Source organism: Microcystis sp. M165S2, from assembly GCF_020245885.1.
Lineage (GTDB): Bacteria > Cyanobacteriota > Cyanobacteriia > Cyanobacteriales > Microcystaceae > Microcystis.
Genome location: NZ_JADBTZ010000188.1, coordinates 1 through 19,633, shown reverse-complemented (window position 1 = coordinate 19,633; position 19,633 = coordinate 1). Strand labels below are relative to the sequence as shown.

At 47.4% G+C, this 19,633-nt stretch carries 15 protein-coding genes, 1 pseudogene and 1 CRISPR repeat array; of the genes and pseudogenes, 6 read left to right on the top strand and 10 right to left on the bottom strand.

The features are described 5' to 3' along the window. Positions 1-268 precede the first annotated feature (268 nt). The 3 genes from IM479_RS09955 to IM479_RS09945 all read right to left on the bottom strand — a co-directional run bounded on the left by IM479_RS09955 (position 269) and on the right by IM479_RS09945 (position 4,122). Positions 269-2,593 carry a hypothetical protein gene (locus IM479_RS09955; RefSeq protein WP_287686242.1) on the bottom strand — a complete coding sequence of 775 codons (2,325 nt, stop codon included), beginning with the start codon at positions 2,591-2,593 and terminating at the stop codon, positions 269-271. After that, positions 2,583-3,824 (bottom strand): AAA family ATPase, encoded by a 1,242-nt coding sequence (locus IM479_RS09950; RefSeq protein WP_287686241.1) that lies wholly within the window; start codon positions 3,822-3,824, stop codon positions 2,583-2,585. The genes IM479_RS09955 and IM479_RS09950 overlap by 11 nt, the downstream gene beginning before the upstream one ends. Before the next feature lie 64 nt (positions 3,825-3,888). Next, positions 3,889-4,122: a hypothetical protein gene (locus tag IM479_RS09945; protein ID WP_287673407.1), complete on the bottom strand. Its 234-nt coding sequence runs from the start codon at positions 4,120-4,122 to the stop codon at positions 3,889-3,891. A gap of 89 nt (positions 4,123-4,211) precedes the next feature. Between IM479_RS09945 and cas1 (IM479_RS09940) the strand changes: the two genes are divergently transcribed. The 6 genes from cas1 (IM479_RS09940) (at position 4,212) to IM479_RS09915 (ending at position 9,473) form a co-directional block, all read left to right on the top strand. Further along, positions 4,212-5,219, top strand: coding sequence for a CRISPR-associated endonuclease Cas1 (cas1, locus tag IM479_RS09940; RefSeq protein ID WP_287686240.1), 1,008 nt, complete (start codon positions 4,212-4,214; stop codon positions 5,217-5,219). A gap of 358 nt (positions 5,220-5,577) precedes the next feature. Beyond that, positions 5,578-6,582 carry a CRISPR-associated endonuclease Cas1 gene (gene cas1 / locus IM479_RS09935; RefSeq protein ID WP_287673405.1) on the top strand — a complete coding sequence of 335 codons (1,005 nt, stop codon included), beginning with the start codon at positions 5,578-5,580 and terminating at the stop codon, positions 6,580-6,582. Between the two features lie 27 nt (positions 6,583-6,609). Further along, positions 6,610-6,888: a CRISPR-associated endonuclease Cas2 gene (cas2, locus tag IM479_RS09930; RefSeq protein ID WP_287673403.1), complete on the top strand. Its 279-nt coding sequence runs from the start codon at positions 6,610-6,612 to the stop codon at positions 6,886-6,888. A gap of 397 nt (positions 6,889-7,285) precedes the next feature. Continuing rightward, complete coding sequence (locus tag IM479_RS09925) at positions 7,286-7,822, top strand: hypothetical protein (protein ID WP_287686239.1); 537 nt, start codon at positions 7,286-7,288, stop codon at positions 7,820-7,822. Continuing rightward, the gene (locus IM479_RS09920; protein WP_287686238.1) at positions 7,815-8,132 is read left to right on the top strand and encodes a helix-turn-helix domain-containing protein; all 318 of its coding nucleotides are present in this window, start codon (positions 7,815-7,817) and stop codon (positions 8,130-8,132) included. Before IM479_RS09925 ends, IM479_RS09920 begins: the two co-directional genes overlap by 8 nt. 464 nt (positions 8,133-8,596) lie before the next feature. Then, positions 8,597-9,064: direct repeats of the CRISPR family, unit length 37 nt; unit sequence CTCGCAATCTCTCTTGTGGAGATGAATTAATGGAAAC. Positions 9,065-9,239: 175 nt separating this feature from the next. Continuing rightward, positions 9,240-9,473, top strand: a complete 234-nt coding sequence (locus tag IM479_RS09915) for a hypothetical protein (RefSeq protein WP_287686237.1) — start codon at positions 9,240-9,242, stop codon at positions 9,471-9,473. Between the two features lie 38 nt (positions 9,474-9,511). Here IM479_RS09915 and IM479_RS09910 read toward each other — a convergent pair whose 3' ends face one another. The 7 genes and pseudogenes from IM479_RS09910 to IM479_RS09880 all read right to left on the bottom strand — a co-directional run. Next, on the bottom strand, positions 9,512-11,272 hold the full coding sequence (locus IM479_RS09910; RefSeq protein WP_287686236.1) for a hypothetical protein: 1,761 nt from the start codon (positions 11,270-11,272) through the stop codon (positions 9,512-9,514). Positions 11,273-11,309: 37 nt separating this feature from the next. Continuing rightward, positions 11,310-13,205, bottom strand: a complete 1,896-nt coding sequence (gene cmr6 / locus IM479_RS09905; RefSeq protein ID WP_287686235.1) for a type III-B CRISPR module RAMP protein Cmr6 — start codon at positions 13,203-13,205, stop codon at positions 11,310-11,312. Then, on the bottom strand, positions 13,205-13,690 hold the full coding sequence (locus IM479_RS09900; RefSeq protein WP_287686234.1) for a hypothetical protein: 486 nt from the start codon (positions 13,688-13,690) through the stop codon (positions 13,205-13,207). Before IM479_RS09900 ends, cmr6 begins: the two co-directional genes overlap by 1 nt. An 11-nt stretch (positions 13,691-13,701) precedes the next feature. Beyond that, positions 13,702-14,601 (bottom strand): type III-B CRISPR module RAMP protein Cmr4, encoded by a 900-nt coding sequence (cmr4, locus tag IM479_RS09895; protein ID WP_024971197.1) that lies wholly within the window; start codon positions 14,599-14,601, stop codon positions 13,702-13,704. Next, positions 14,598-15,764 carry a type III-B CRISPR module-associated Cmr3 family protein gene (locus IM479_RS09890; RefSeq protein WP_024971198.1) on the bottom strand — a complete coding sequence of 389 codons (1,167 nt, stop codon included), beginning with the start codon at positions 15,762-15,764 and terminating at the stop codon, positions 14,598-14,600. Before IM479_RS09890 ends, cmr4 begins: the two co-directional genes overlap by 4 nt. Then, positions 15,764-19,009 carry a type III-B CRISPR-associated protein Cas10/Cmr2 gene (locus tag IM479_RS09885; protein ID WP_287686233.1) on the bottom strand — a complete coding sequence of 1,082 codons (3,246 nt, stop codon included), beginning with the start codon at positions 19,007-19,009 and terminating at the stop codon, positions 15,764-15,766. The genes IM479_RS09890 and IM479_RS09885 overlap by 1 nt, the downstream gene beginning before the upstream one ends. A 458-nt stretch (positions 19,010-19,467) precedes the next feature. Continuing rightward, positions 19,468-19,633: pseudogene (locus IM479_RS09880) on the bottom strand (IS5/IS1182 family transposase); the annotation flags it as partial.

Genomic DNA, 19,633 nt, shown 5'->3' with positions numbered 1-19,633 from the left:
TTGTACCAAGAGATGTACTATAAGAAGGATAATGCAAGGTTTTTGAAAGTCCCAATCCTATTTTCGCAGCACTAACATCGGACTTTAACAGGTCAAAAGCTTTATTTTAAAAGGGTTTTACCATTATTCAGCAAGCCCTAAGTAGGTAGGCAGAATTAATTACCCATCCGAGAGAGCTAAAATCTTTACGAGGCAGTGATTATCATGTGTAAATAATTTTGACTAGGTACTTATAACTTACGATACAAAAATTTTCTATCGATAAAAACTAGAGTATTTCTAATTGTAAAAAATACAAGTTTCCTAAAACATCTCCAACTATAATTATTTTACTAATTTCTGAAAAAGAACAAGAAATTAATTCCGCTTCTCCCGTAAAGCTAGTAATAATTTGACCAGTTTGAATATTCCAAACTTTAAAAGTTGTGTCCGCAGATATAGAAATTATAAGATCTTCATGATGAGTAACAATAACTGAATTTACGCGTTGGTTATGCCCAACTAAAGTACGCAGTTCAAGACCATTTTTAAGATCCCATACTTTTAAGGTTCCATCCCAAGAAGAGGAAACTGCCAACCACTTTCCCGACACGAGAACCACACGATTCACCACATTAGTATGACCTTCAAGACTGAATCGTTCTCGGGCTGTTGTCAGATCCCAAACTTTTAAAGTCGAATCTCTTGAAGCCGAGATCGCTTGTTGTCCATCGGGAGTAACAGCTACGGCTAATACGGGGGCGGAATGTCCGGTTAGAGAATACATTTCTTTTCCAGTTTCCCAGTCCCAAACTTTGAGAGAAGAGTCACCAGAAAAAGAAATCACTTGTTTTGTATTGGGGATAAAATTGACCGATTCTATCCACTCGGTATGTCCTGTTAAGGAAAAAACTTTTTGCCGATTTTCCAAATTCCAAACTATCAATGTTTTATCTCTAGAAGCCGAAACAGCAAAATGTCCATCTGGACTAATCACGACCGCTAAAACCCAATCTTCATGTCCGCGAAGAGATCCCAACTCCGTACCCTTACATAAATCCCAGATTTTGATTTCCATTTTAGAAGCGGAGAGCATTCTTTTTCCTTCTCGATCGACCACTACATTGAGAACCCAATCCTTATGGCTAGTGAAATCATATACTGGATTACCATTGAACAAATTCCAAACTTTCACGGTACAATCTACCGAGCTAGAAATCGCTAAAGTTGCATCGGGAGTCGTGGTAATTGATACCACTCGATCGGAATGACGAGGAATATTTCTTGCTGTATTAAAACCGCACAAATTCCAAACTTTTAAAGTTCGATCTTCAGAACCTGAAATCACTGTTTGTCCGTCCGAAGTTACGGCGACCGTATGTATCCATCCACTGTGTCCTGAAAATATAGATAACTCTTTCCCTAGGGCTAGATCCCAAACCTTGATCGTTTTGTCATCCGAGGCAGAGATCGCTTTTTTTCCATCGGGAGTCATCGCGACCGCTCTCACCAAGCTACTATGCCCGGTCAAGGTATAAACTTCTTTACCACTGGTTAGATCCCAAACCTTTAAGGTAGTATCGACGGAAGCGGAAACCGCGTATTTTCCATCGGGAGTCAGAGCCAACCCGAAACAAAAACCATGATGCCCGACTAGCCGATGAACTTCCCTTCCCGTTGCCAATTCCTCTAACCCGATCGTATTATCCTCCCTAGAGGAAAGAAGATACTTTCCATCGGGCGTGATGGCGATCGCTAGTCTCCCTAGAGGAGAGAGCAAGGGATGCGGTATGCCCGTACCATCCCGTAAATCCCAGATTTTCAGGCTTCTGTCCGCCGAAATCGAAATCACCCTCGCTCCGTCGGGAGTGATGGCTACCGACAACACCGGGGCGGTATGACCACTCAGAGTCTTTATCTCCCTCCCGTTCATTAAATCCCAGATCTTTAGAGTGGTATCTCTAGAGGCGGAAACCGCTTTTTGACCATCGGGAGTGACGGCAACCGCGAGGATTCCCTGATGATGGCCCGAAAGATGATGAATCCGGGTTCCGGCAGCCAAGTCCCAAACGTAAAGATCTTTGTCCTCTCCCCCAGAGATCGCTCTTCGGCCATCGGCCACTATCGTGACCGCTTGAACCGGCCCTCTATGTCCGACAAGAGTACCCGTTAAAGTATCGTCGGGAGGGGTTAGCGTTGGGGTTAAAGGACGTATCCAAGTCCGCGATTGACTGGATTTGACGCACTCCAAAAGGTTTTGAATTTCTATTTCTGGAAAAGAGAATAAACGCCCGATTAACTGTGACGCTAGTTGAGTTTTATCTCGCTCTAAAATATGCGCTGAAAGTTGAATAGCGCGTTGAAGTAATCTCAGAGTTCCTTTTTTTTCTTCCGGAATGTTTAGGGGGGATTGTACCGCTAAAACATAATCTTCAACGAGTGACCGTAACTCCAATTCAAAAATCTTGGCCTCGATAAAGGCAAAATTCATCAGTAGAAAGTATAGACGATCGCTCTCGTCCGCGTTGGCTAGATGAGAGGGCAAGTTAGCCAGGGTCGCGCGCCGTCGATCAGGGGGCATCCGACGCAATTTCGCCCCGAGATCAGTCATCATCGAATAACCCCGCCCACAGGCGATCGGCGATCAAGGTGTTAATCTTGACCAGATCGATTCCAGCCGCCCGCACGATATCTTTACGGTGGAGAAAATCCAGAAAGCTGGTGTGATAGATGCTGTAGCAATTTTGCTCCTCGATTTCCCGCTCGTGTAGAAACTGCTCCCAATCGTCCAGTACCTCTTGAACGGTCAACTGCCCCTCTCTGGCATATTCTGCGAGCAACTGTCGGGAAACGGGTTGGCGGATCTCCCCTAAAATATAAATGATTTTTAGCTTGAGGTGCGGTATGGGTTTGACATTCATCCCCATGCGTCGCCAGTGATCCTCGTAGTAGCCCTCTAACCCTTTCGGTAAACCGTCAATTTTAAAATCCCGATAGAATCCCGCCTCGATTTGCGGTAAGACGTAACGCAAGTACATGAAGTTATTCTCGCTCAGGTGGGCGAGACGGGAAACGAATTCCTCGATCGACAACCGCTTCCCCTCGATCCAGTCCCGAAGTTTCTCCCGTTCGGTCGCGCCGTGAAGGTAGTCCCGTACATCCTGCGAACTCTCCCGTTCGTACTGCTTCAAATCGAACCGGTATTCGGGCGCGTGAATCGTTAAAGGAAGAGTGATCGGGCGTTGGGAGAGAATCAAGTACACCCCGCCGGGTAAATGGGCGGGAAGGTAGAGGAGATTAGCTCCGGGGTCTTGACCGGCCGTGTCTACTTCGTCTAGGGCATCGATAACGATCGCTAGTTTTTCCCCGTTCTCCAATCGCCCGCTCGCCTCGACTAGCAATCGGGCGAAGAAATCGCCGTCGGACGTGGCACCCTGGGGTAAAACGGGGTAGGGTAGGTCGTAACGCCGGATCAATTGGGTACAGATGCTTTCTAGAAATTGCCCGGCGCGGTTAATTCCCTGCGCTCTGACATTGAAATAGGCGAGACAAGGGTAACGCTGAACGTATCTGGCGAGAATGGCACTTTTTCCCATGCCCGGATCGGCTTGCAGGATAAAGTAACCTTTGGGGTGAACGGTCAAGAATTCGGAGATCGCCTCGAAGACGTATTCCCTCCCGACGAAACCCTCGGTTTTATCGGCGATTAACGCCCCGAACCTCTCGATAGGTCGATCTGCTTGCAGCAGCGCTTCGCTCACGGGAGGTTCGGGAGCGGGGCGGGGATGTTCCTCCCCTGCCTCACCACTCCTTTCTGGAAACAGGGCAACATCTTCCCATTCCAAAGATAGAAACTCGCAAATCTCGACAAAAATAGGACGATCTACGGGTTTTCCATTGAAAAACTTGCTAATAGTTCACCAAGAAATCCCGAGTTCTTCCCCCAATGCTTTCTGGCTCAAATTTCTGCCTTCTAACTTTAGCTTGGCCACCTTGATTCCAGTAATCGAGGCCACCAGCGATCGCTTTCCCATCGGTCTTTTTCGATCTTGACTCGTAGTTATCGGCGATCGAAACGGGTCGGTGCCGATTTTTCTCCACCTTAGCACGAGTACCGCCCGAACAATCGGAGATCGAAGTCATATATCAACTCTTATGTCCTCCTCGATTCTCGGCTAGTAACTTATATCCCCCCGTGAACAATAGGAAGTAACATTTCACGGAGAAAAACGATGGCGATACTCTACGTCACCGAAGAGAGAGCTTGCCTAAAGGTCAAGCACCAGCAATTTCAGGTTTACCGAGAGGGTGTTCTAGAAATCTCTGTTCCCGTCAATCAAGTCAGTCACGTTGTCCTGTTCGGTTCTGGCGCTCTCTCCCACGGCGCGGTCAATCTAGCCTTGCGACGACAGATACCGGTGATGTTTCTCTCCGGGCGGGGACGCTATTTCGGACGCTTGCAGGGAGAAACCGCCGAGATCGACTATCTGATCCGACAGGTACATCGTTCCCGTGACCAGGAGTTTACCCTACGACAGGCCAAGAGTATTGTGGAAGCCAAACGGCATAACAGCCAGATTTTATTGCGTCGATTGAACCGCCGCCGCAGGAACGAATCGGTAATCGAGGCGATCGCGACGTTGGGCGACTGGCGAGAGAAAATCCAGACCGCTCCTTCGGTGGAGAGTTTACTCGGTTGCGAGGGGCAGTGCGCGCGGGTCTATTTTGAAGCTTTAGGACGGTTAATTCAACCGCCCTTCGCGTTCGACAAACGAACTCGCCGTCCCCCCGCCGATCCAGTCAACAGTTTGTTAAGTCTCGGTTACACTCTGGTCTCTCAAAATATCTATTCTCTGGTCGGATCACTCGGACTACACCCCCACTTCGGGCATCTCCATACCCCCCGCGACAATCACCCGGCGTTGGTATCGGATTTAGTAGAGGAGTTCCGCGCGCCACTCGTTGATTCGCTGGTAGTTTCTCTAATCAACGGTCGTATTTTTCAAGTCGAGGATTTTACTCCTCCCGATGCCCGAGGGGGAGTTTATCTAACCTCTAAGGCTCTCAAGATTTTTCTCAAGCACTGGCAACAGAAGTTACAATCGGAAATCACCCATCCCTACACCAAAACCAAAGTCACTTACTATCGGTGCTTCGAGTTACAAATCGGGGAGTATATCGCTTGTCTTCTTGGAGAAAGGGAAGTTTATCGACCGCTACAATCACCGAACAAATGGTGAAAATCTTAGTTCGGGTCAAGGGAATTTAGCCACGATCTCGACAAGAAAATCGAGATTTTAACTCTCGACTTATCGGGAGTTCAGTTTATCTCGAACTCACGTTAAATAAAAGAGATCACTTCCGATTTCAAGTCGCGTAACTTCGATCCGCTTCTCGATCGAGAAGCGGCTCTAGATCGCTGGTGGAGAAGAAACCACGACAGCTAAAATCATATCACTGGACGAAAAGTTATATAGAAACTCATATAATTTTTCTCCGTTCTCAAATCGTAACTTGTATTCCCATCTCTAACATAGACGTAAGGCGAAAAACCTAGCCAGAATCAATATCTCGATCCTTCAACCAAGAGAACCTCTTATGTTCACCCTTTACCTTACCGAGACTCCTTCAATTTTAAAAGCAGACTCGAAAAATTTTCAGATATTCAAACAACAGAAGATATTCAGGAAAATTCCCATAGAATCCGTTAAACAAATCATCCTCTTTCCCGGAGTCCAAGTATCCCGTCAGTCCGAAAATGCTGTTAAGCATTATCGAATTCCTATCTTATTTATTGCTGAACAGGGACAGATATTAGTTCACTGCGATCGAGGAAAACCTCTAAGCGGTAAACATATCGATCGACAAAAACAATGTCAGCAAGATCAGGCATTTAGCCGGGCTTTCGCTCGAACATTATTGCGAGCGAAAATCCACAATCGCCAGACAATACTTTTGCAGTCCTTAACGTCTAATACCTATTGTCTAGCTATTCGGCAAGCACTAGACAAATTAACCCTATTAAAAGGGGATTTACCCAGTGCAAAAACGGTTCAAACTCTGTGGCGTATCGAGAAACAAGCCTCTTACTTTTACCGACGAGCTTTTCCTTTCCTGCTTCCTGATAGTTTTCAAATTCAACCCTCGCCGACTTTGCCGCGAAATTCGTCGGTTAACACGCTACTGAACCTGGGTTACGCTTTCCTCTCTCAAAGTCTCTATCATCTAATCACACGCTCTGGACTTGATCCAGAGATCGGACACTTTCACACGAGTTGCTCCAATCATACTCCTTTAGTTTGCGATTTAATGGAGCAATTTCGCCCTCAACTTGTGGAAGAACTAATCGTCGAATCACTTCACTTCCGCCAACTAACTCGGGAAGATTTTATCGAGAACGATACAAGGGATCACGGCTTACTTTCCCCGCTCGGTATCGCAAAGTTTATTGACTGTTGGGAATCGAAACTACAAACAATAGTCTGTCATTGGCTCGCGGGAAACATGACCTACCATCAAGCGTTAGAGTGGCAAGTTCAGCAATACATTTCCCATTTACAAGGAGCGAGCGATAGTTACCTCCCCTTATTAATGAAATGGTAAATTCCGAACTCTATCGCTATCGCAACTATGTTTTATCTCATCTGTTACGATATTGTCGATGATCGCCGCCGCACGAGAGTCGCTCGTCTCTTGGAAGCTTACGGAGTAAGAATCCAAAAATCCGTGTTCGAGTCGGTTCTCAATCCCGCTCAGTACGAAAAGTTACAAGCGAGACTACTCCAATTACTTGAGCGGCGAGAAGATCAACTGCGCTTTTATCCTCTATCCGAACACTGTCGGAATAAAGTAATCGTTCTCGGTATACAGCCCGATTTTCAAATCGACGACCCAGCTTTAATTATTTAAAAGGATGATGCTCATCTATTGTCGAATACGCTCTCCCCCGGACTACCGAGCTTCTACCTATACCTTTGCTCGATAGCCTATTATCTGATCTGAATTGCAATTCTCTCTAATCTTGAGCGCTCGGGTTACAGAACAGTTGAATTCCCTGCCATTGAAAACTCGTGATAGGTATTGTAAAGCTTTTTACTTAATCACTTCGCTCGGACCAGAATACAGGAGCTTGAGAACTCATCGCTATCACGAGCGAGGGGGAAAGCTATGGGGATCTTCCGCTTCCATGTCCCTGAGATTTTACTGGTATTTTCAAGAAAAAAAAACGATCGTGGTCGTGAGGTTAGATTCTCATTAATCCCCCCGCTTTTATCGCTCTAAATACTTTCTCGCTTTATTAACAGCCATGCTTACTCCCGAAAAAAACTATCTACAACTAGAACCACCCAATTATCGGAAAGCTCTCGATGATTTTGGAGTGATCGAATTACTCCATAAATTGGCCGCACTGACCGGGAAAGACCTAGGAGCAGGTGACTTAGAAACGTTGGCTACCCTACTCATCCGACAGTTAACCAATCTTCTCGGTCTCGATTTTTTGGAGGCGTTTTTGAACGCTATCCGTCAGGGAAAAGGCGATCATCTCTCTCAATGTCTCGATCTCGCACGACAGTTACCGCTTCCGTCCGATTCTCCCTCCTTCTTTCTAGACGCTCGACCTCCCCGCTTTCCCTTCGGTTCCCGTCTGCGCTGGCTACCGCTCGACGATCTGGTGTTGACGGACTGGGGGATCGTCATCGGTCGCTTTTACGGTTATGCTCCCGAAAGCGGACGCTGGCTATGGTGCTATCTACTACTGCTAGATCCCGATTCCCCCTCGGCTCGCTGGTGTACCGTGGATACCGCTTGGGAATGCGATCTAGAACGTTTGGAAGATGAATAAACCGCACCAACTACAACCGCGAGAACATAAACTAATCGCACTCTACTGTCAGTGCGAGTTGGGAATGACCCCCCGGCAATTCTATGAGAAGTGGGAAGTAACTCACGAACAAATGGCGGAAATTTGCGATCGATCTCTGTCCACCGTTCGAGGGTGGTTTAAACGAGGCCGTCACTACCGTCACCCAACTCCAACCGATGTGCGCCATCTGGCTTTGATGAACTTCTTGCTGGAACATTTCGAGGAGATTCCCGCGACACTTTGGAAACAGCTTTGCCCATCACTCGATTCACTCCCACGAAATCGCTAAAAAGTCAAGATCGGGCTGACCTATTTTCGTCCCCGCCTTCTTCGGTACTCTAACGACAGAAAAGAGATCGATCAATCCCTTTTCTCAGCTTCTTTTAGAAGTCGAATTAATGAAAACCACTTATTTCTAATAAGTTGCATTAAATCGAGGAATTCTCTGGCTGTTGGAGTCAGAGGATTTTTCTCTGTGGAGAATCGTCAGAACAGATCTCACGTATCGGATGTACGAGATCGATCCCCGTTTGCGCCTCATCGTAGCTGTTACCAAGACAAGTTGGAGGGCTAAGGCTCAAAGTCAAGCCGCGATGTTTCGGGGAATTTAGGGGTAGAGATACGGGCGCATCATACAGGGCAAGGGTTTCAGCGATTTTTGCCTTGACAGCTTGAGATTGATCGTGCCAAGATTGACAGGCGGGCGCAGTTCAGCTTCAGAACCCTTATCCTATAAGGCTTTGACGTGGCGTTCTCGCAATCTCTCTTGTGGAGATGAATTAATGGAAACTTGTTTGCCTTGCGATCTGACGCTGGCATCTCTTCTCGCAATCTCTCTTGTGGAGATGAATTAATGGAAACTTATTGACGATTTAAATTGGATACGAGTAAGCATCTCGCAATCTCTCTTGTGGAGATGAATTAATGGAAACGCTTGTTGGGCGACTTGCTCTGCTTCTGATTGAGGCTCGCAATCTCTCTTGTGGAGATGAATTAATGGAAACGGGTCTTCCCCGAACCCATAAGTACCAGAGATAAAACTCGCAATCTCTCTTGTGGAGATGAATTAATGGAAACTTCTGGGTTATCAGGGTTTAATTTATTAAACTCCGCTCGCAATCTCTCTTGTGGAGATGAATTAATGGAAACCAGTTTCGAGACTTTCGAGAACAGGGATCGCGAGCCTCGCAATCTCTCCTGTGGAGATAAATTAATAGCAATCGAGGGGTGCGATCGTACCGACTGGTCTCTAAGGGCGCGCTTTCAGCGACCGCACTCGCTTGACAACTGAAGCAACCGATGTGTATGCTAGAGAAGGTCAAAAAACCTTTGGGAAAGTGCGTCAGTCAACCTGAGCAAGACAGCAATATTTGGTCTCGCTTGGAGCAAGAACCGAATGACCGCACCCAAAAAGCTCGATCGTCGTCAAGTCATCCTCTTACAAATCGTCGCCATCTTCCTCTGCGGACTCATCGCTTGGAGTATTCAGCAACCTGCGGTCAGTACGTGGCTACAAGGGGCAATAGTCCTTGTAGCCGATCAAGAAAACTTTGAGCAACTGGAAGGCTTCACTCGAAAACACTTGCGGAAAACCAAAAACCTGCTCAAGCTGAAAAAGCGCGAAAAATAACCACTAACCCCCGATTGATGACAAAAATCGGGGGTTGGCTATAAGTCTTGATTCAATCGATCGATCACCCAATCCCGAATTTCGGAGTAAAGGTAATAGGGTTCTTTATCTGGATCTTGTAAATAGTTTCGCTTTTCCGCGGTAATCGAGGAAAGTTGAGAAATTCCCATCAACTCTAAAGTACACTGAGCGATCGTGGCCATTTGGTATCGGATTTCTTCAGGTAGACAAGAATTACCGACAGACCGCTCGATCTTCTGATTTTTCATCTCGCGTAGTTGTACGAGTCGGTTATCGTCAACTCGCACCTCCAGCATACGTTGTCGAGAAACTCCTCGCGCGCTATGAATCAGGATGTTACGTTTTTCAGCCCAATAATCTAGCTGTTTCATCGCCTTTATTAATTGCTCGCATACGTTTAAATCTTTAGCCTTATAAGTTTGAACTAAAGCTCCCACGAAATTAGCTTTACTAGGACGACCTAGAAGTTTGTATAAATCATCCATTGGATAAACACAATTCCAGCTTTTAAATTTAGCATTAATCTTTTTTTCTAAGTTATAAAAATTATTCAATAAAACTCTATCACTCAGTAGTTTTCCAGTATCGAGATACCAATCATCTGGATAATTCACTCGATCGAAGTATTGTTCTCCTCCCAAGCCTCGAATCAGTTCATGTAGTGTTTCCTCGTAAAATGAACCCATTCGAGTGAGAAAGTCGGCGATTCGATCTAATTGCCAGAAAATACAGCATTGAGTGTAGAGATTCAGTAAGTGATCGTAATGATCGATTAAATCAGTTAGTTTAGGTGCTAAATGTTCTCTCTGTGCTTGAGCATGAGTCTTATCTAGATTTAGAGAGCCAATCGCTACCTTTAAAGCAGAATTTACCGAATCGATCACTTTTTGATACTCAGAGATATTATCTTCAGTCACTTTCTTGTCTATTAAGTATTGAATCGTTCCTCGCCAATCTTCTAGCACTTGACTAGCACCATCAAAATCCCAACGCTTGAGCAATAGATCAATAACTTGATACTTTTGCTGGCGGCGGGACTGCCAGTAAGAAGACACCTGACAATCAGAAAATTCACCTGCCAATAATTTCTTAATATTTAACCGTGGCTCTAAAAATAGATGTTGTTTAAAGGAGATAGAAAAGGTTTGTATCTTTAGAGCAGTTATCATCTGCGGCGTTCCTCCTTTGATGCTGACGTAAACTTCTGAATTAGATGGTAAGGTACATAAAAATTTATTGTACTCTTCTAACATTTTATCCTGATCGTTAGCGGGTTTATCAGGATCGAGAAAGATTGGATGAGGAGTTAACTTCCAATTTTTTCGCTTTAACCATAATGTGAGAATTTCATACAGAAAAATAGAATCTCCTTTTTGCTCGGGTTTATGATTCGTTACGAAAAAGTAAGCATCCGTAACACCATGCTTTTCTCTAGCTTCTTGCAAAACCCCACCGATTCGTCCTGGACAGAGACGAGAATCCCATACATCAAGATCGGCGCGATACGCTCTCAGAATTTTCTTTGTTAATCCTCGAAAAGAAACCTGAAAAAACTGTTTATCCCCTTGCGCTATTTTTTTAACTTCCTCTCCTAATTCATTGCAAAGTAATTCAATATATTGATCTCGATTATTCCATAGTTCCAGTTCATCGGTGGTTAACCCCTGCCGATCCTCGTTCGGCTCATTTCGATCGAAGCCGATCGGTAAATAATAGTCAATTCCTAGCGGTTTCACAGCGAGATCGGATGTCCCAATATTGGCAACGAGAATTTGCATAAAAATAGCCCTATTCATAATTGGAAAAACAAAAGCATCAAGATTGATTCAACTCCAAACCATTACTATCCCATAAAACTTCATATTTTGTAGCAGATTGGCGGAGATTATTTAAAAATTCTCGACGTTTACCGTTCTGAATATCGAAAATAGTGACCACTTGATATTCTTCTAGATCTACTACCCATATAGGTGAGGGATTACCCTTAGGATCACCGCAGAGTTCGGAATCGTATTTATCCTTCCCCCGAAAGGCTAATCTGTGTAAAATATCGAGAGCGAAAGGCTTCTCGGAGTTTGACTTGCCAGAACAAACCACGATCGTGCAGTGTTGACCGACAACCTCTCGAAATCGAGGATTTACAGGATAAGGCGATCGAGGGTCGATATTCTCCAAGTTTAATCTAGCTAACGCCCCATAAAAACCCCGCAACCTCACTCGAAATCGTCCCTGAAAGTCGGTGAGGTCTGGCAGTTCCCAACCATTTTCTACATCGGGTATGATGCTAGTGGCTCTCAATCGAGTACCTCGATAAGGTGGTTTGGGATCGGGTCTATTTTGGCGAGAATACAGAGGTCGCCTTGCCCCCTGCCCCACCCCACCGAGATGAAACATCAGCCAAGTTAGATTTTCAAATAACTGTCGAATTGTGTCCTGTTCCGCTTCGGGAACCTCTGCCGAAAAATAGAGTTTGAGTTGACCCGCTTGAGAAAGACAATCACCCGTTAGTCTCGGGGTGTTGTTACGCGGTTTAGGATTACTGGTTTCCTCGACCCGACATTTGAGCCATCCCTGTGTTTGAGGTTGTAGGGAACCGAATAAGCGAGGTTCTAAGCACTTATAAACTTTTTCCACGGGTAACACCCCTAAAGCCAGTGATCGAAACCAGTATCGTAGCATCGACTTAAAAGCCACGGCACGCACTTCCGCTTCTGGCTTACCTTCATATTTATCCAGATCATTCCAAGTTAGCTTCTGACAGCTATGAATGAGTTGACCGGTCAGAGTAAAATTGACTTGCAGGAAAGGTTGAGAACTCCCCCTATCCTTCCCGACAATCATTTCACCATATCCTGAATTGACCTGAGAACCGATTCCCGCCTGTAAGCCTTGAACTAACCAACCTTTGACCTTCTCAAAAATCGCCTCATCACAGTGCTTCATCGAAAGTAGAGCCACCAAAAACGAGGGTTTCCTGAGCGATAAAAATAGATTCGGATTCGGCTGATAAGTTGGCAGTTCTTGTTCCCATTTCCAGATATTGTTAGCGATATCCACCGCTAAACCTTTTTCGTCCCCTCCCCAAGTGTTAGCGAGAGGATAGGCATCGAGAAAAATCACTTTGCCAGTACGGTTTTCTTCGGGAGCATCGAGAGAGCCGAAATAAGCCTCGATCTCGATTTCGGCTTCCCGTCGAGCTTTTTGCCAATCTTGGGGCGTAATGTGGGCTTGAATTGACTGTAACCCAATAATTTTTTCTCGGGTGAGTTCCTGCACCCCTTGATTCCTAGCGACACCGCGTAAGGTCGTCGAGGGGATATAAGGCATTCCCATTGCGTCAAACGCGGGCAGTAACATATCTTCTGGTCCGCGGGTTCCCCCCACGCGTACCCGCCAAGCGCATCGTATCTCGAAAGTGTTTGCCTCGCCCGCTATCAACCGTGTATTGGCATTTCGTCGCTCGAAATACTGACGGTAATTACTCGCCTTATCCACGGCTTTTTGAAGAATTTCCGCTTTTGTATCGTTGTTAATTTTTTGATTGTCTTGACTAATTTGCTGTTGAATTCTATCCTCGCTATCGATTTCTAGTTCGGGACAGCGCATCCAACGTAAATATTCGACAAAACTAGCACTTTTATGAGCTTGCTTAAGTTCTGGCTCTTCTCGCAACCAGAGTGACGGCACATTATGGTTGAAACTTCCCCTCATTAAACTTCACCTCCTTGAATATCGGCATAAATTGCATCTGCCCAAAAGCTAAATTCGCGAGCTACCGCTAAGGCGATTCCCGTCAATCCCATGTAATCCTCGGAATCCATCTGACGCAAGGTTTCTACACCGTTAGAACTGGCAAGATTTTGTTTTTTCGCTACTTTTTCTAAGGTTTGAAAGAAGCATTCGAGCATTTCTCGTTTACCTTCCTGATTGTTCTTCGCCCTCTTGCCAAGAGGAATTTCTCTTGGAGGGCGCTCCCAAGCATTGCGAGACATTTCTTCGGCTCGGAGACGCATTAAACCCCAAGTAGCAAGGTAAGTATACAGTTCTTGAGCTTGGCTTTTTTGCTCTCGTAGACGTTTTGTATAGTTGTCTTGACCAATATTCTCTCTCTCTTGATTATACGATTGGCGAAGTTGATGAAGAGCATCATAAACGGGAATCGTGATCGAACGAGAATCGCCTAACATTTCACTCATGATTTAATTTCCTATGACGGTGATAATTGTTGAACGAAACCACGCCCTAGGCTTTCTCCGCCACCCAGTTGCAGAATCGGGCGAGTGTTTAATAATTTTTGAAAATCTTTTCGGTGATCTTCAATATTTCCTCGAACTTGATTCGTTACTCCCCACGGAAAATACATTATTGTATCGGGTGGGATAGCTTCTTCATAACGAAAACTACCATCTGTAACTACTTTATGCTCGTTTAACTTGACTTTGACTTGTCGCCACAAGCTCATCTCGATTAACATTTCACAGTAACGGTTAGGAACAACTAACACGTTTTCGATGCTAGTTTGTTGATAGCTAGGAACAAAATCTTGCCAAGTTTGATCGACGGGAAAATCTCGTAAGCTTCCCCCTGGAATAGTGATATCTTTAAGATAAATCGTTCCCTTTTTCGGCAAATTGCTACTATACGCCGCTATCTCAATCTTGTGTCCACATTTTAAGCGCGCCCAGCGTTGCAGTAGAAGCGGACAACTAATCCAGACCACGCCATGACTCAGGGAGGAGATTGGTATCCATAAGAGAGAAGCATCCCCCAACCAAATACTTCCTTGTTCTAGTTGGGAGAGTTTTCGTTCTGTTTCAAGCTCGTAATATTCGATGAAATCTTTATTTTGAAGATCTTTTAAATCTGGACCGAAGAGTTTGACCTGCCGAATTTTCGCTTGAATTCGAGACTCGTCTTGGGTGATTTCTCGATCACCACTAGGAACAAAATCCACATCGGCTCGCAAGCGTCCCCGAATACTACTCGATGGCAGATAGGGAAAATTCGTATGAGCTTCCCGGGCAATACCGACCACATTCCCCTCTTGACTCGACCCTCCTGTATGTAGGGGAGATAGGAGATAGAGAGAAATCAAGTGACTATTCATTTCCGTTGTCCCCATAAAAGTTTGCCGTAGTTGAGTCGATAGAAAGTTTCCCGCCAGGGTGAATCCAGATCGAGATCGGGAAGAAGATGAGTCAGCGATGGCGGTAAACTCTCGAATAGATACACCGTCCCCGGTGGCACGAATGCCCGTTGCGGAACGAGGGCGAATTCCGGATCGTCTTTAGCGATCGCGTCCCTACCTTTGCGGCGGACGCTCGAAACCCCTCCCCATAGCAAAGCCCGATCGCTCACACAACCCCGCAGGTGCTCCCGCCACGCGGTCGGATAGACCCCATACTTCGCCCCGGTCTCGACCCGCGCCAATCCGGGGGTCAGCAAGTAGGCGAACGTCCCTGGAGCCGCTCGTTCGGGAACTGGTCGCGCCATCAACTCTTCCAAGACGGACGGGAGCGCTTCGGGAATCGCTCGCGACACGATCGCCCGATGTCCCTCACCACCGAGACGAACGACGAAGGATTCGGGCAAAGGAGAATTGTTCCCGACTCCCACCACGAATTGCCAACCAGGACGTAAACGGACGGCCACTTCCGTGAAATACCCCTCCGCCTCTCTGACTTGGCGTTGTCCCTCTTCCATGTGGATATGGGGCAACACTTGCGCGTCCCACGGATTCTCGTGGAAATCTTCCTTCCGCAATTCCCCCCGATGATCGAGATAATCGAGCAGGGCGGACGCTTTGATCCAAGGGAGGGGAGAGCCACAGACGAACTCTCCCGTCAGTTCCGGCGGAACCATCGGCGGTAAACGGTCTTTCGGGTAACAGACGAACTGCCACGCATTCACTTCGGTCGCGCCGACCTTCACTTCGGTCGCGCCGACCAGTCGAACGAGCCGCGTCCAACCGCTCGCGTCTTCTTCCATATCTTCGGACCGGGCGATCGGCTTGATTCCTAACAGATCTTTCGGCGCAGGCAACCAGAGAGTCCCGTCCCCATTCACTAGGAACGGCCCGATAAATTCCAAATCCCGGCGCTTGTCTGCTCGGTTATCCCCGTAGTGGGGCAGGCTCGATCGCAATGCCTGAAAAACGGTAACGGGAAGGGGGGGAAACTGACTCGCCGCCCAAGACCCATCCCCCGGACTGAAGGGTTTCGCCTCCCGGAACAAGAGGACATCGAGAGGGGAAATCGTGTACCAATCCATCATCGAGCCTCCGAATTGAGCCAATTCACGCGTTGCTCCATCTTATCCAGCCAGAAAGCGGTAAAACGGAGGAGATCGGCTAATTCCGCCAGTGTGATACCCAATGGATAAGATTCTCCCGGTTCTGTCTGTTGACTCCGTGTCCAGGCTTCTTCTACCCCGTAAGCCCAGGTTTCCCACCGTTCGAGCCACTCGATCAGTTGCGGCAGAGTATCCAGCGCGTCTCGGTCATCCCGGCGGTTGGCGATCGCTCCTGCGGCCCGGGCCACCAGTTGGTGATCGGGGGTGATGGCTGCGTGGCGGGGCAATTCCTCGGACAGACGGTACAGTAAAGAACCGAGTTCTTTCCGCCGCTCGGTATTGACGAATCGCCACCACCCGTCGAGTAAATGCCCTTTCATCAGCGCCTCCAAACAGTTACCGGAACCGTAAAGAACGCGAAAGCATAAGCCATCTTTCGATGGAATTTCCCCTGTCCCCCGCATTTTTTTAGCCCGTTCTTTTTCGGCTTCCCAGAGAGCGTTTAGTACGACGGGAAGGGGAACACTTTTATAGGCAATGACAATTCCAAAGCTCATCGTCGCGCCTTCCCCCATCGTGAATAGGGGTCGATCGGGTAAACCCTGTCTATCACCTTGTTTGGCTGTTGGTTGCCAGTAGCCTCCCCGTTCGATAAACTTCACGTCCGGATCTCTGTCACCGTAGGGATCTTTCTGACCGCACCAAGCGGAACGCAGGGATAGTAAGTATTCCGGTAGATCTTCCAAAGGCAGTACCGCCATCACGTCATCCCCACCGCTATAGATCACCCGACCGCAGAAACGATGTTCGGTCAGGTACGGCACAATACGGTTGGAAAAATCCAACAGGGCGCGATTGAGTCCTACATGGGTAGCCGGCCCCATCCGCTTACGGGTTCCGAGCAGGGTCGCGCCCTCGCTTTCCCCGTTTCCCCCGAATTGGGCGAAAAATTCTCGTTCTTTGCTTCGATACTCTTCCTCGTCGAGATCCCGATAACGTTCCCGTCCGATAAATCGAGTCGGATCTGTCTCGATCAAGTACCGTTCGTAAGGGTGAAGTTTTTTGCCCGAAACATATTCCCCCATGCCATCGCCATCACCGAGGACGATCGCCCACCAGTCACTGGGCGAACCGTCCCCGAACCCGCTCTCCCGATGGGCTTTCTCGACCAGACCCCGCAATCGCCCGGCCCCGTCCCGATCAAGTCCCATCTCGTCGGCCAGCCACTTGCTGGAGAACATCACGCCGTTATAGTCCCATCCCGGGTTGCCGTCCGGGTTGATCTGTCGATCGGTCTTCGGGACTTGGAAAGAGCGACCACGGGTACGGGCGGCGAAACGACGACGTTCGGTTTCTCCTAGGTCTGTCCTGATGGATCGGGCTAGGGTGTGCCAATACTGAGCGAGTTTTCCCCGTCCCTGATAGCGATCGTCGTGAGCAAAGCGAGCGGCGGCGATCGAGCTAAGGTTCGGAAAACGGATCGCCCGTTCGTAGTCGATCTCGTTCAGGATCGCCGTGTTTAACCCCAGTTCGTTCACCACCTCTGGAGGCAGGGTGATCTCGGAAAATTCGTTAACCCGAACAGGCCCAGTTAGCGCGAGTTCGTTTTCCTCCTCGGTCGAGAGAGAGCTTTCCAGTTCTGATCGATCGAGCAGATCCCGTTTTACCCCCCCGTAAACCCAAGCCATCCGTTTCGTCAGTTCGAGGGCGTTCAACTGCTCGGAACCGTTAAATAATCCAGGGTAAACCTCCGCCATCGCCCGCCAGAACAGGCGCATCGATTCGCTCGGAACCCCGGCCCCCTCTTGAAATCTCCCCGCGTAATTTAGTCGGGGATGAATCGCGCTGAACTGACCGGAAATGGTCGAACGATTGCCCGGCGCGGCGGGAATTTGCCATACCCGTGTATTTTTCAGGGCTTGGATGGCTTGACCCAACCGCGCTTGCATCGAACCCCACCAAGTCCCCACGTTCAGAGTCTCGTAGATCATTTTCTCCGCTTCTGTCGGTGGCGGGGTCTGGGTACGAGTCTTGGCGATCTGTTCCTGAGCGGCCAGCCAATTCTTATTGAAGTTGTAGTTCTCATCCTCTCGGATACGGAGATCTTCGTTGGGATTCCCGAGGGGAACCGCCACCCAATAAGGCTCCCAAGTGTTCTCGATTTGAGCTTCCCAGATTTTCGACCACTCCCAACATCCGTGATGGGACGGGGATACCCAACGTCGGAGTTCCTCTTGACTGTCGGTGGAAAATCCCGCCCCGTCTGCCATGAGCGTTTGCCAGAGTTGATCGAAATCCCGTTGTTGAAATCGGCTTTTAATGTCCTCGCGCACTTGGCGAGCGATATCTTTCCACTGTTCCCCTAATCGCTCGCCTAATTCTCGTCCTAACGTTTCGGCGGCTTCTTTTCCCGCAACCAAGATACTGATCGTGTTGGGAAAACCTGCCGTGACTAAAGAGAGATTGACTTTTTCTCGATCGAACTCGGGATCGATTGATCGGAAAGATTCCTGAAATTCTGGATATTCTTTCTGCAAAAGAGCATCGATAATTTCCTGACCCCGCAGTGAAGGAGTGATGATCGTGTCCGGTCCTTGAGACTTGGCCACAGACCAACAGAGCTTCGCGCTCAGGTAATGAAGCAAGTAAGAACCCGCCCAGAAATCGAGGAACTTGCGAGAGGCTTTAATGAATTCTTGAACGGGAGAGAAGGTAAACAGTAGTAGATAAGGATGTTTTTTTCGTTCGGCGTTCCCGTCGGGATACATCGCCCCGGCTAACGCCGATACCGTACTACGGTAACTGTAAATCGAACAGTCCGGCAAAATCGGGTGTGCGGGTTCCAGTAAAGTTGAAGAACGCCCAATATTGAGTTCCGGGAAAAAACGCCAGAACCACCAAAAGACTTTTCGGGCATCGGTTTCTCGCTCGATGAACTCGGGAATGATGATCGCTTCCCGATTCCCGGCTCTCTCGATTTCCTGTTCCTGCCCACTGATCGGATGTTTAACTCGGAGCCGATTTTGGGGTTGACAAGTTGGGTCGGTATAGTTCAAGTTAACCCGGTCTGAAGAACTGGCAATTTCTTCAGGGAAAACGTGATTCTGTTCCCACCATTCCTCGAGTCGATCGAATTCTTTTTCCCCTCCCCAACACGGAAGATTTTTGTACTGTTCTGGATCGGGAAGCAGAGCGTAGAGCTTGGACGGGTAATAATCGGACATAAGCTGATCTGACTTTTGGGTCAATCGTTTCGGGAACCAGAAAAACAAGCAGAGTCTTTAAAATATCTGGCTCTCTTGCACTTGGCTTGACATCCTCACCGGGCTAAAGCCACGGTGATTCCTAAACCTCACGATTTAAGTTTCTGTTTCTTCCCATCGCTGGGGTTTCGCAACTGCCTCTACCCTAAGCGGGGTTTTTTGGTCTTACGCTCGCTCGGCAGACTTTAGGCTGATGCCTTCCCGCAAGCCCTGCGGTATTCAAATATTGGAAATTTAATAGTTGAAAACTTGGTTTTTGTTCTCAACTTGCTATATTTTACAGCATTTCCACAATTCATATAAAGCCGTCAGTAGATGGAAAAGTTTGAATAACCAGAGTATTTAGTAACATCTGATACAAAATACTTAGGGTCTGCTGAAAAAGTTATTGAAAAGCACAGGTCTCTTAATCAATGATTTCACTTAGCTACAAGCATAAGCTTCAGTTGTCGATTAATCTCTAAGTCATAACTTATTGTCATCATTGACCCAGAAAAAGTGCGGTTTTTCCATTTCAGACATAAAAAAGCCCAAAAAACCTGCCGAAGCAGGGTGGAAAGATTGATAACTAAAAAAGTAATAGCA